The organism is Atribacter laminatus, assembly GCF_015775515.1.
GTDB lineage: Bacteria > Atribacterota > Atribacteria > Atribacterales > Atribacteraceae > Atribacter > Atribacter laminatus.
Window position 1 is genome coordinate 226177 of the sequence record NZ_CP065383.1, and the last position, 12353, is coordinate 238529.

The following is a 12353-nucleotide window of genomic DNA, read 5'->3' on the forward strand; positions in this document are numbered from 1 at the left end:
GGGAGAAGGAACTATAGTCTTGTGTCATCCCGAACCCTCGCTTTTCGAGGGCGTGAGGATCTCATCGACCCAATCTGGCATTGCGAGACCTCGTTTTTTGAGGTCGTTGGCAATTTCATGAGTCATCTTTTATTATTTGTAGGATTGAGAAATTGTGGAATAGGTGAATATGAAAGGATGGGATTCTCACGTCGCACAATACGTTCTTCATAATGACGGAGCGGGTGGATAAGATCTTCAATTCACTCTGTTTATTGAATTGACGACTTTAAATATAAGTAACTTTCATTTTCATCTAATGCCAAAACCTGACTTTAGTGTCAATTGTTGAAATCGTTGAAAATAAGAAGGGATAAATATATACTATGATTATTAAAGCAAAGGGAGGGAAAAAATGAAAAAATTTTTTTGGTTTACTTTACTGATTGTTATAGTTACTCTTTCATTTGGAGCAAGCCTACTCTTGGCTGCTGAACCAGACTTTAGTAAAGTTCCAACTGCACCAAAACCAGAGAAATTAACGATTGTACTGTTTGAACCCGTAGAACAAAAAGCCGCCATAGAGGTGAGTAAGCTTTTTGAGGAGAAATTCGGTATAAAAGTTGAAATCAATGCGATTCCCTGGTCAAATCTACATGAAAAAATTATCGCCGATCTTACCGCCAGAACTGGAACCTATGACATCATTTTTATCCCGGGCTTATGGTCACTTGAGTTTATCTATGCTGACTACATTGAACCACTTAACCAATTTTGGGATAACCCCAACTTACCGAAGTTTGATATCGAAGATTATCCTGCCAGCGTCGTGAATCTGGTTTCTCAGGATGGGAATATTTACTGGATCCCTCATCATGGAACCACCCAAATCCTTTTCTATCGAAAAGACCTTTTTGAAGCCGAAGGATTGAAACCCCCGGAAACCTATGATGAGTTGTTTGAAATCGCCGCAAAGTTTACCAATAATCCCAAATATCCTGATGTTTGGGGTTTTGCAACTACTCCTGCACAGGGTGAATTCGCTTCCAGCACCTGGAGTACCTGGCTCTGGTCATGGGGTGGAGACTACTTCGATGAAAATTGGAATCCAATTTTTAATAATGAAATTGGTGTTGCATCTTTAGAAGCCTATGCCGAAGCAGTTAAGAAATTTTCACCTCCAGACTCACTCAACTGGGGCAATGACGATAGTGGTGCTGCCTTCCAACAAGGTAGATTGGCAATGCTTCAAATGTGGCCATATTTAGGAGCAGCCATGGAAGATCCCAGCCAATCCAAAGTGGTGGGAAAAGTTGGATATGCTCCACTTCCGAAAAAGGAACTTCTTTTCCCAAGGTTAGGATCGTGGGGTGGAACCATTTCAAAATTCTCCAAGAACAAAGAATGGGCTTATATGTGGTTAGCTTTTTATAATAGCAAAGAAAATACTGATAATATTTTAGTTCCCTCTGGTGTCGCTGTAGACCGGTTATCAACTGTTGAAGAATTAAAAGACAAAATACTCTGGCAAGAAGCTGTCAACTTAAGCTTTGAACACACCAAGGAAAGACCGGGTATCCCTGAAATTACTCCAATCATCGACGTCTGGGGTCTAGCAGTTTCGAAAGTGGTTACCGGACAAGCTGATGCTAAATCGGCTCTGGATGAGGCTGCGGTAAAAGTTCGTAAAATCTTAGAAGATGCTGGATATTACGATTAAGAATATCGACTAGAGATGGAGGGGTTAAAACCTCCCATCTCACTTTTAGATTCTTAATGGCTCTTTTTAAGGAACAACCTTAAAACACCGAAAGGACAAGTCAGATTATGCGATCTCCAGCTTATAATCCGATACCCTCCCAGTTAAAGAAGTCGAGAAATGGCAGTTTCCATTACAGCGAAAAATCCACCCCTTTTTGCATGCTTGCACCGGTTTTAGCAGGTTTGGCGGTTCTAGTTTATTTTCCTTTGTGTAATACAATTGGTCTTTCTTTTCTTCGCTACTTCTGGAACAAACCCCAGCAACCGATACGTTGGGTTGGCTTAAAAAACTATATCGATGTTTTTACCGACTCCTTATTCTGGCAATCGCTGAACAATACCATTGTTTTCACGGTGGTTTCAACCGGCCTAACCTTATTAATCGGACTGGGAATCGCTCTCCTGATCAGCCGGGATTTTCCTGGAAAAAACATTTTTATCTCCCTCATCCTCCTTCCGATGATGATTTCCCCGGTCGCCGCTGCACTCTCCTGGAAGTTCTTATATAATGGAGAATGGGGAGCGGTCAATTATTTTGTTGGACTGCTGGGTATTTCCAAACAAGCTTGGTTGGCTGATCCCAAATTAGCCCTTCCGGCTATCATCGTAACCGATATCTGGTTAAATGCACCTTTCGTTTTTTTGGTGATATACACTAGTTTGCAAGCTCTGCCTCAAGAACCAATCGAAGCAGCTCGAATTGATGGAGGAACGGGCTGGCAAATACTTTCCAAAGTTATCCTTCCCCTTCTGGCACCGAATTTTCTGCTCATTCTGGTTATTCGCCTAATGGATACCTTCCGGGTTTTCGATTTCATCTATGTTATGACCAGCGGAGGGCCAGGCGGCAAGACAGAAACCATTGGCTTTTTGAGTTATGAAAGAACTTTTCGTCATTTCAACATGGGTCAGGGCTCAGTCATTGCTATTTTTCTTCTTATAGCCGTCCTTTCCCTCTCGTGGTATTTCATCAAAACTCTTCGACTCCAGTTGCAAGAACAGGCTAAATAAAAGGGAACTGTGTATTGAGAATTAAACTCAAAGATTGAAAGGTAGCTTTGATTATGAAAAAACCGGTAACCTATAAAAAAATTTTCTTCTGGATACTTTTTTATTTTGTCCATATTTGTGTCGTCCTTTTTTTTATCTTTCCAATTTTTTGGATTGCGACAACCTCTCTTAAGCAAAGAGTTGATGTCTATACTGAAAAACCGGTCCTTATCTTTCGAGCGACTTGGGAAAATTATCAGCGTGTCTTTCAACTCCAAGACTTTAGCCGTTATCTGCTGAATAGTCTTATTGTCGCCGGTAGCGTTACTCTCATTATTATGTATTTAGGAGCTCTGGCTGCTTATGCTCTCACCCGCTGGCGGTTTGTCGGTTATAATTGGATATCGTTAGCAATCATCTCAGCTCGGATGTTTCCACCTATTGCTCTCCTTCCTTCGTTCTTTTTATTCGCCTCCCGTCTGGGTTTGGTCGACACTCGTCAGGTTTTGGTATTTGCTCATGCTACCTATGGATTACCTTTTATCGTTTTTATGCTGGCCGGTTTTTTCCGCCAAATCCCCAGAGATTTAGATGACGCCGCCTTAATTGATGGCTGCAGCCGCTGGCAGCTTTTTAACCGAATTATGCTTCCCAGCGTAGCACCCGGTCTGGCAGCAGCTGCGATTCTCTCTTTTGTATGGTCCTGGAATGAATTTCTTTTTGCCTTAGTTCTCACCCGGGCTTCCACCAAAACCTTACCGGTGGTGATTTCAGAATTCATTGGGTTTGTTCAAGTCGACTGGCAAGGTTTAACTGCAATGGCTACCATTTTAATGATTCCATCCATCATCATTACTTTTGCTACCCAAAGATACCTGGTTCGGGGGTTAACCGCTGGAGCGGTAAAATATTAGCTAACCAAGGAGGATATAGATAATGAAACAAGAATTGTGGGAAACCGTTAAAAAATATTATCTCAACTGGTGGAACAACGATTTCATTGGACGAATCCCCTTTTGGGTATCAGCCCCCAAGGACAATCCTCGATCACAAGAAACTCTCTTTGGAAAACATTTATGGATCCATGAAAAAGAAAAGTTTAATACCGAGAAGATCATTAAAAATGCCAGGGAGATACTCCGAGCCACTTTTTACGGAGGTTTAGCCTTTCCCTGTTTTTTCCCCAATTTTGGAACCGATGTTTTTTCCGCCTATTTGGGAGCAGATATGGAATTTTCCGATCTTTTCCCACCGGTTGCCACTGGACCTTCCTTTATTAAAGAAGATGTTATTTCAGTTTCCTGGGCAAAATGGGGCAACCCGGTTTTAACTGATTACTCCAATCTTTCCCAATTGCTAATCAATGAAGACAATCCCTACTGGCAAAAAACCCGTGAATTTATCCGCTATGCTGCCCAGCTTTCTCAAGGAGAATTTTTCGTAGGGGCAACCGATATTCACCCCAGCATGGATTCTCTGGCAGTTCTCCGCGGCAGCCCCCAGAATCTCTGTCTTGATTTGGTGGAAAATCCCCAAGGCGTCAAAGAAGCCATGGAATTGCTTTGGAAAGTTTGGGTTCGGGTTTACGAAGAAACCTATTACAACCTGATTAAAGATCAACAAGAGGGAACGACTGCTTGGATAAATCTCTGGGCACCAGGGAAGTTTTATCCGGTGGAAAATGATCTTTCTCTGATGATTTCGACCGATATGTACCAGGAGTTCTTTCTTGAAGAATTGGAAAACGAAATCAATTATTTAGACTACTCCATCTACCATTTAGATGGGAAAGACGCTCTTCACCATTTGGATATGATTTTAGATATCCCTAAATTAAAAGCTATTCAGTGGGTTGCCGGTGCCAGTGAGAGCGTAGCGGGAGTAGCCAAATGGATTCCTCTCTATAAAAAAATTCAAGCCAAAGGAAAAGCCATTATCGTTTATTGTAATCCTGACGAGGTAACCCTGGTTATCGACTCGTTAAAACCCGAAGGCCTCCTGATTTCGGTTAATTGCGAAACTGAAAAAGAAGCCCATGAACTCCTCAAAAATTATGGTTGGGAAGGGTTTTATTGGTGGGAGTAAATATCATTGCCTGTCACCCCAACATTTTTCATCTTCTTTGGTAGGGGCTTGATTTATCATGCCCGCATATAGGTTTTTTAGGATAGCCCCCTCATGTTGCTTTCGCAGCACCAGATGACAATTAAAACCAAGGATTCGAAATGCCATGTTATGTCACAAGATGATGATGAAAATAGGTATCCCCCTCACCCTGACCCTCTCTGTACGAAGGAGCGAGGAAAAAAAGAAAAATAAAATTCGTGGTTCCTTCTCCCTTGATGGGAGTGTACGAACGGGGACATAGGTTACACTTTAGTCTAAGGACATAGGTAACACTTTTTAATCATCTTGAATCTCCGTTGATTCAAAAGTAAGGGTCTTTTTATCAATTATACCAATATCATAGGTAGAGAAACTAACTAACCAGGAATGAGTATAGTCTTTGAATCCGAGAAGTTCACCAGCAAAGACTTTACTGATTCTGATCAGACGGTTGCCATAAAGAGAAATCCGTCCTGAGGAATCGACTTTACGAGTGAGCGTATGATGAGGATATTCACAATCACTTAAGGTTTTTGGATAGGGCCGGTCACTTTTGTGGTACCAGGAAGCTGGGGTTTCTTGGTTGATTGCTTCATGGGGTCGTACGGTGTTATAGATGGTTTTAAAGGTTTCAAAGCGGTCTTGTTGGGTGAAAAGATTGGTGGCTGGTTTTTGACAGGCCTCTTCTTTTAAGGTGCGGTGCATCCGTTCATGACGGCTATTTTGTTCTGGATGTCCCGGATCAATGCGCTCTAAGATGATGCCGAGTTTCACTAACCACACCGAGAGTTGAGTGAGTCCAAAGGGAGAGTGAAGAGAAGCAAAGGGACTCCCGTTATCACTGCGGATCACCTGGGGAAGACCATATGTGGAAAAGCACTCTTTGAAGACCGGAAGGGATTCTTGAATGCTGGGAGAGGAAAGAGCTTCACAGGCAAGGAGATACCGGCTATAGTGATCGGTGATGGTTAAAGGATAACAGTATTTCCGATCTTGGGTTCGAAATTGTCCTTTAAAGTCGACACACCAGATCTCATTGGGTTCATGGCTGGTTCGAAGTTGACTGGTTGGCACACTTCTTCTCAATCGACGAGGGTGTGATCTCACCAGTCCATGGCGAGATAAGATGGCACTGATGGTACTGATTGCTGGAAAGACAATATCGGGATACTGTCTTTCCAAGGCGGGCTTGAGCTTTTTAGCTCCCCAACTGGGATGCTTGAATTTGGTATCCAGAATCATTTGCTCGGTCAGGGCATCAGTTTGACCCGCCAGGTGATGAGGACGTCGGGATTGATCTTTAAGTCCATCCAAACCAAAGGCTTGAAAACGATGAATAAACTTATAGGCGGTTTTTCGAGAGATTCCATATTCTCGACACAAATCTGTCACCTTTTCCTTGTTGAGATAACGATAAATCAATTCTTGTCTGAGATCCACTTTGTGTACCTCCGTCCATGGCATAAGGCATTCCTCCTTATGCCAGTAGTATACAAAGTGTTACCTATGTGTCAGGAACTTTCTGTTACCTATGTGTCCGGATCATACCGAGAAGGTGAGGATGAGGGTGAAAGCCCAGAATGAGATCCTGGTTAGTTGCTTAATATGAGTTACCAATTAAAAATCATTCCGTTATTTTCAAAATAGACCTTCATGTTTTATAGTAACACCAAATAACACTGAAAATATTTATTTGGCAATCAATCCCCACCTTCAGAAAAGGGGGATGAAGGGGGATTTGAATTTTTTACTGTTCCGTCATTGCGAGGAACGAAGTGACGTGGCAATCTCTTATTTAATAGAATCAGTGAGTCGTGAGAAGTGAGACGTGAGCGAAATAAAAAGAATCAACAAGTGATGACAAAAACGACAAATCTGGTGTTTCATTTCCTAAAGGCCTGAAGATTACATCCTTATAAATATTTTTGAAGAAAAAAAAACTAAAAAGATGAGATCCTCACGCGGGAAAGCACCGCTCAGGATGACGGGTGTGGTGTCAGATGAGATCCTCACGGCTTCGAAAACGAAGCCTCAGGATGACGCCGGTGGTGTCAGATGGTATCCTCACACACACCCTCAAAAAGTGAGAGCTCAGGATTATTTAGAAAAATAACTCAATGGATTTATCAGATAGACGATTCATCGCGCTTCAACATAAGAAATTCATCAAGAGTCTAAACTACTTAAATATTGACAAAATTCGCCTAATTGCCTTTCACAATCTTTAAAAACCATCGAAATATTTTCAATAAGATGTTTTATTCGTTCTGGCTTAAAATGATGTGCATAAACGTTTCTTACCAGAAGACGGAATGATCGATATTCGTCTAACTTTTCTGATAGCTCATGAGTGATAACTACTGGTCTTATCCCTTTTAATGCGAATGTCATTTGCCTAAGGAGTTCTTGATGCCAACGGTTTCCGGAGAGCTTAATTCCATCAATATTTTCTGCAATGAATTCGAACAATCTTTCCAAGCCATTATAAAAATCATGGAGGTTCAATGCCACGCTATCAATATACAAATCATCTGAAGTTTTTTGAGCCTTTTCCCAGCCAAGTTGTATTCTCTCAGTAATTTTTTTAATTTCCTCAAATTCGTACTGAATCCTACTCGCCACAACCAAATATGGATTCATTTAATTTCTACACCTTCCTTTTGGATAATTTCTCGAAGTAAAGGTGAACAATCATAAGGATTAATAAGGTCAATTTTAAAATGAGGATGAAAATCAATCATTGCTCCGTAAGCTCGTAAATAAATATCATCCGGTATTCCCCATACCGCAAGGTCGATATCCGACCAAAGATGAAATCGGGATCGATCAAGGAGAGATCCAAAGACTTGAACTTTGGTTGCTTGATAATTTTTATAAAGAACTTGGGCTGCTTCCTGTGCAACTCTCCAGGCTTCATCAAATCTCTTTTTTAAATTCAAGTCTTGTTGAATTATTCTTTGTCGATAACTTTCTTTAAATTTCTTTAATTCTTCTTGGGTTAAATCCTTGGCAGTTTTAGTCACAAATAAATATCCTCATTATTAAAATTTAATAAAACAAAACCATTGTTTTCATAGCTGAAGATTTTTCTGCCTCCATTCTAATAAAACTACAAGCTTTTTACCATACAACTCCCCGATTAAAAAATCATCCTTTAATTGTATGCACTCATTGCACTTCTTTATTTTATAATATATTTTAAAAGGTTTGACTTATCAATCCAAGGGTGGATTGATAAAATGAAACACCTAACTTCCATTATCTTAAAATTCTCCCTGTTCACCTTTTACTGGTCACTGTATTTAGTGTATAGATTTTCCTACTGCTTTTGAGCTACCAGATGAAGATGAAAAACTATTCAGAAGTCAAATCCCCCTTCAGAAAAGGGGGATGAAGGGGGATTTGAATTTTTTACTGTTCCGTCATTGCGAGGAACGAAGTGACGTGGCAATCTCTTATTTAATAGAATCAGTGAGTCGTGAGAAGTGAGACGTGAGCGAAATAAAAAGAAACAACAAGTGATGACAAAAACGACAAATCTGGTGTTTCATTTCCTAAAGGCCTGAAGAATACATCCTTTAAAATATTTTTGAATTAAAAAAGAAAAAGATGAGATCCTCACGCGGGAAAGCACCGCTCAGGATGACGGGTGTGGTGTCAGATGAGATCCTCACGGCTTCGAATTGCGAGGGATCAGGATGACAGATGAAAGAATTCATTAAATGGTATTTATGGAATAGAAATTTTAAAGGATAAATAAAAAACTTAGTCCTCTTTTTCCCCAACCAATTTCAAATTCCGACTAATTAAATTAACTATATCATTATTTGTTGTAATAACTTAACATAAATGATAATATATTGATATGAAATGGGAAGAATTTTTAAAACAAGTTAATCATTTACCGGTGATTGAATCAGAAATGCTTCTTACCAGTGCGGCTGATCCTGCCGCCTTATCAGTGCAGTTAGTTCGGTGGGTAAAGGCGGGAAAAATCATTCAGGTGAAAAGAGGAGTCTACCTTCTCAGCGAGATTTACCGAAAAATTGACGTCTATGAACCTCATCTGGCATCGATTCTTATCAAACCATCATACATCAGCCTTGAAAAGGCATTAGAATTTCATGGACTTATTCCGGAGGGGGTGCCAGTTTATACTTCGGTAACCACCAAACGATCCGGACGGTTTATCACTCCGGTTGGAGTATTCGATTATCGTCATTTACAGCCCTCCATTTTTTGGGGATACAAGTCCATTATTCTCCGTCAACAAACCGCCTTTATTGCTCAACCTGAAAAAGCTCTCCTTGACTATTTTTATCTCAAAAAAATCAAAATCTCTCACGACTTCCTGGAAGAAATGCGTCTTCAAAATTGTGAAATCATAAGCAATCAGACTCTCATCGCCTATGCTCAACGTTTCCAAAAACCCGGTATTATTACAGCTGCCAAAACCCTCCAGCAGTATCTGATTAACCAAAAGGGTATTGTAAAACTCCTATGAAAGACTACTTATTAGAACTGGCATCTCAGCAAACCAACTCATACAATAAGCTGAATGTGATGCGGGAATATCTTCAAGCCTATACAATTCGTGTTCTCTTCGAAGAAGGTGCTTTCCGCACTCTTGCATTTATTGGTGGCACAGCCTTAAGATTTGTTTATCACCTCCCCCGTTATTCCGAAGATTTGGATTTTTCTATTTTAAAATCTTCACACAGATATTCATTCCTCACCTTATTAAACCGGCTAAAAAAAGAATTTATTCTTGCCGGTTATGAAATAGTCATTTCCTATAACGATCAAAAAACGGTGCAATCTGCTTTCCTCAAGTTCCCCAAGCTTCAATTTGAAGCGGGAATTTCATCATTTCCAGACCAAAATATCTCAATTAAGATTGAAATTGATACCAATCCCCCATCGAGTGCTCAAATTCAATCCCATATAATCAATAAATATTTTCCACTTTCTTTCACCAGCTATGATGTTCCTTCCCTTTTTGCCGGAAAAATCCATGCTCTTTTAACCAGAAATTATACCAAAGGTCGTGATTTCTTTGATCTGGGATGGTATCTTTCCCGGTGGAAAGAAATTGCCCCCAATTTTACTTTACTTATGAATGCTTTGAAACAAACTCATTATTCTGGAAACCACCCTACTCCTGAAAATTGGCGTCAAATTCTAATAAGCACCATTCAAAAAACCAATTGGAAAACCGTTACTGATGATTTCCAAAACTTCCTTGAAAATCCTTCTGACCTTACTATCTTTACCAAGGATAATCTCCTCAAACTTCTTAAAAAACCTTAATTTTATATCTTTCCCGATAATATTGAGGTATAGTTTAACAACTCAACTTTGCTTTTCAAACTGCTTCGAACTTATGTATACCAAGGTAGAATAAATTCTCATTCGATCATAGAATCCTAATAAAGTCCATAAAATTGTGTAAAAAGGGAAAGTCGATTTTAAAACCCTTGATTAAAATGAAGTATGAGATACACAACCCAAATTGGAGAGATTTTAAAATGTCATGATATCAAATTACCGAAATTTTCAAGCTTTTGTACCACCTTTATTTGAAAAAAACCAAGGATTCTGGGATTGTGATACTTATGGAATCAATCTTGAACCAAATCCACCAAGAAATAACTTAATAACTTTGGTGACAGGCATCATGACACTTTAGAGCTTTTTTTTGTTTTTTCCTTCTCCCCTTTCCCCTTCGTCTCCTAAGTCTTTTCTGATGGGAGAAGGTTAAAGTGAAGATGGTCTATTTTCTTCTCGCGACTCTAAGTCCACCACCTTTTCTGGGTTGATTAAATGTTTTTCAAAAAATGCCGATATAAAGTAAGAATAGTGTTATTCATTTTAAAATGTTTATTACGATAACAAAAATTTAAAGAAATGAAAATCCTTTAACTTAATTGGAGGTTGGAAAAATGAAAAAGTCTATTAATTTCTTTCTAATTATCATGTCTTTGATTTTAATTCTCGGTAGTGTAAGTTTTGCAGAAACAGTAGTTTTAGAAGAAATTTTAAAAGGTGACCAGACTATAGCTGTTGATACTCAATTATTAAGTATTATTCAGGGGAACGTCACTGTCGAACCAGGAATAACTTTTTATGTTGATGGTATTATTACTGGGAACTTAACACTTCAAGAAGGATCAATACTGGAATTAAATGGAATTATTGAGGGAAACGTATACAACAATAGCGGAAATAGTATTAATGAAGAAAGTATAAATGGAATAGTAAAAGGGGAAATCGTTGAGAATTAAATAGATTTTTTCTATAAATTTTCACTCTGAGAGGGTATTCTGTAAATGAGATTCTTTAAAAAAACACTTAATACCATATTAAAATATGATGAAAAAGGCTTTTCAATGATTGAAGTTATTGTTGTTATAGCATTGGCAGGATTTGCACTATTTGCCCTCTCTTCTCTTTTTTTAGGAACCAACCTTACCAAAAACGCCAACGAAAATTTATTATTAGCCAGCAATTTAGCCTCAGATGTCATGGAACATTTAAAAAAAACTAGTATTAATTACTACAATCGATTTGAAGATTTACTTGAAAGCTTGAATACCAAAACCATTGATTTCGATGACATTTTTAGCGTTGGTGCTTCATATGCTAATTTATATGATGATACTATTCCAAATTCATTCAATACATTACCAGATTCATTAAACCAATCATATATTTATTTTGAAGCATTAGATAGAGATCATAATAATAAAGCAACTAAGATTTTAATAAAAGTAGTTGTTAAATGGAAAGAGTTCTCAAGAGAGCAAAACAACGAACAGGAATATTCTGTAGCTACTTTCATTATTAAAAATGGTTTAGGATATTTTTTAAAATAATTCCAAACACTTAGCTCTGAATTATTAAAACAATATACTTTTCTACCAATGATTTGATTGAGGGAGGCTCTTGAGTATTATTGTTGATGAATAATCTTTTTACACAAAAAAAAGAAATTAATAAAAAAGAAAGAGCCCATGAAGATGGGTTTATGCTTCTTGAAGTGGTTATAGTTATAGTCATTACGGTAATGCTTATGACTACTTTATATCAATTTTTTGGTTTTATGAACAAAAAAAGCAGGTCACAAATAACTGATCAAGTGCTGTCAGATAGCATAAACGTTTTTTTAAGTTCAATTTCAAGAGATATTCGAACCGCAAATTATATCAAATTCAATAATTCTAATGAAATATACATAGAAAATGAATTAGGGCTTAATAATTACGTATCTAATACTTACAATTTCTTATCTGATAGTATTGAAAAAAACAATCTTAAAATAATTAGTGGAATGACTAATTCGAGCATAAATTACCAAAAATCAACATTTTATGATAATTCAAAGGATGTTTATTATAACTATTATTCAAAAATTACTATAACATTATCCACACCTCATGATAATTACTCAACTTTAGTTGTTAGAAGAAACCCACCATCAGTTGATGAATGAATGCTCCAAATAAAAAACTCGAGGT

General features: G+C 38.2%; 13 protein-coding genes. 10 read left to right on the plus strand and 3 right to left on the minus strand.

Annotation, left to right across the window (positions count from 1 at the left end; translation table 11 throughout):
• Window positions 1-394: 394 nt before the first annotated feature.
• The 4 genes from RT761_RS01120 to RT761_RS01135 all read left to right on the plus strand — a co-directional run bounded on the left by RT761_RS01120 (window position 395) and on the right by RT761_RS01135 (window position 4815).
• Window positions 395-1699, plus strand: a complete 1305-nt coding sequence (locus tag RT761_RS01120; RefSeq protein ID WP_218112260.1) for an ABC transporter substrate-binding protein — start codon at window positions 395-397, stop codon at window positions 1697-1699.
• A gap of 107 nt (window positions 1700-1806) precedes the next feature.
• Entirely contained in the window at window positions 1807-2751 is a 945-nt protein-coding gene (locus tag RT761_RS01125) for a carbohydrate ABC transporter permease (protein ID WP_218112261.1), read from the plus strand.
• 53 nt (window positions 2752-2804) lie between these two features.
• On the plus strand, window positions 2805-3644 hold the full coding sequence (locus tag RT761_RS01130) for a carbohydrate ABC transporter permease (RefSeq protein WP_218112262.1): 840 nt from the start codon (window positions 2805-2807) through the stop codon (window positions 3642-3644).
• Window positions 3645-3666: 22 nt separating this feature from the next.
• Entirely contained in the window at window positions 3667-4815 is a 1149-nt protein-coding gene (locus RT761_RS01135) for a hypothetical protein (RefSeq protein WP_218112263.1), read from the plus strand.
• A 318-nt stretch (window positions 4816-5133) separates the two neighbouring features.
• Here RT761_RS01135 and RT761_RS01140 read toward each other — a convergent pair whose 3' ends face one another.
• From RT761_RS01140 to RT761_RS01150, 3 genes are all read right to left on the minus strand, one after another.
• A complete protein-coding gene (locus RT761_RS01140) occupies window positions 5134-6300 on the minus strand; it encodes an IS481 family transposase (RefSeq protein ID WP_218110800.1) in 1167 nt (388 codons plus the stop codon).
• Window positions 6301-7002: 702 nt separating this feature from the next.
• Complete coding sequence (locus tag RT761_RS01145; protein WP_218112264.1) at window positions 7003-7476, minus strand: ribonuclease toxin HepT-like protein; 474 nt, start codon at window positions 7474-7476, stop codon at window positions 7003-7005.
• The gene (locus tag RT761_RS01150; protein ID WP_218112265.1) at window positions 7473-7859 is read right to left on the minus strand and encodes a nucleotidyltransferase family protein; all 387 of its coding nucleotides are present in this window, start codon (window positions 7857-7859) and stop codon (window positions 7473-7475) included. Before RT761_RS01150 ends, RT761_RS01145 begins: the two co-directional genes overlap by 4 nt.
• Before the next feature lie 842 nt (window positions 7860-8701).
• Between RT761_RS01150 and RT761_RS01155 the strand changes: the two genes are divergently transcribed.
• From RT761_RS01155 to RT761_RS01180, 6 genes are all read left to right on the plus strand, one after another.
• On the plus strand, window positions 8702-9340 hold the full coding sequence (locus RT761_RS01155) for a type IV toxin-antitoxin system AbiEi family antitoxin domain-containing protein (protein ID WP_218112266.1): 639 nt from the start codon (window positions 8702-8704) through the stop codon (window positions 9338-9340).
• Window positions 9337-10146 carry a nucleotidyl transferase AbiEii/AbiGii toxin family protein gene (locus RT761_RS01160; protein ID WP_218112267.1) on the plus strand — a complete coding sequence of 270 codons (810 nt, stop codon included), beginning with the start codon at window positions 9337-9339 and terminating at the stop codon, window positions 10144-10146. The genes RT761_RS01155 and RT761_RS01160 overlap by 4 nt, the downstream gene beginning before the upstream one ends.
• Window positions 10147-10369: 223 nt before the next feature.
• A complete protein-coding gene (locus RT761_RS01165) occupies window positions 10370-10525 on the plus strand; it encodes a hypothetical protein (RefSeq protein ID WP_218112268.1) in 156 nt (51 codons plus the stop codon).
• Between the two features lie 253 nt (window positions 10526-10778).
• Window positions 10779-11120, plus strand: coding sequence for a hypothetical protein (locus tag RT761_RS01170; RefSeq protein WP_218112269.1), 342 nt, complete (start codon window positions 10779-10781; stop codon window positions 11118-11120).
• A 45-nt stretch (window positions 11121-11165) separates the two neighbouring features.
• Complete coding sequence (locus RT761_RS01175) at window positions 11166-11711, plus strand: type IV pilus modification PilV family protein (protein WP_218112270.1); 546 nt, start codon at window positions 11166-11168, stop codon at window positions 11709-11711.
• Between the two features lie 80 nt (window positions 11712-11791).
• Window positions 11792-12328, plus strand: a complete 537-nt coding sequence (locus RT761_RS01180; RefSeq protein WP_218112271.1) for a hypothetical protein — start codon at window positions 11792-11794, stop codon at window positions 12326-12328.
• Window positions 12329-12353: the final 25 nt, after the last annotated feature.

Coding starts and splice junctions, on each gene's coding strand:
- RT761_RS01155 (WP_218112266.1), top strand. CDS start 8,702: ATGAAATGGGAAGAATTTTTAAAACAAGTTAATCATTTACCGGTGATT.
- RT761_RS01140 (WP_218110800.1), bottom strand. CDS start 6,300: ATGCCATGGACGGAGGTACACAAAGTGGATCTCAGACAAGAATTGATT.
- RT761_RS01145 (WP_218112264.1), bottom strand. CDS start 7,476: ATGAATCCATATTTGGTTGTGGCGAGTAGGATTCAGTACGAATTTGAG.
- RT761_RS01130 (WP_218112262.1), top strand. CDS start 2,805: ATGAAAAAACCGGTAACCTATAAAAAAATTTTCTTCTGGATACTTTTT.
- RT761_RS01175 (WP_218112270.1), top strand. CDS start 11,166: ATGAGATTCTTTAAAAAAACACTTAATACCATATTAAAATATGATGAA.
- RT761_RS01120 (WP_218112260.1), top strand. CDS start 395: ATGAAAAAATTTTTTTGGTTTACTTTACTGATTGTTATAGTTACTCTT.
- RT761_RS01125 (WP_218112261.1), top strand. CDS start 1,807: ATGCGATCTCCAGCTTATAATCCGATACCCTCCCAGTTAAAGAAGTCG.
- RT761_RS01160 (WP_218112267.1), top strand. CDS start 9,337: ATGAAAGACTACTTATTAGAACTGGCATCTCAGCAAACCAACTCATAC.
- RT761_RS01170 (WP_218112269.1), top strand. CDS start 10,779: ATGAAAAAGTCTATTAATTTCTTTCTAATTATCATGTCTTTGATTTTA.
- RT761_RS01135 (WP_218112263.1), top strand. CDS start 3,667: ATGAAACAAGAATTGTGGGAAACCGTTAAAAAATATTATCTCAACTGG.
- RT761_RS01165 (WP_218112268.1), top strand. CDS start 10,370: ATGATATCAAATTACCGAAATTTTCAAGCTTTTGTACCACCTTTATTT.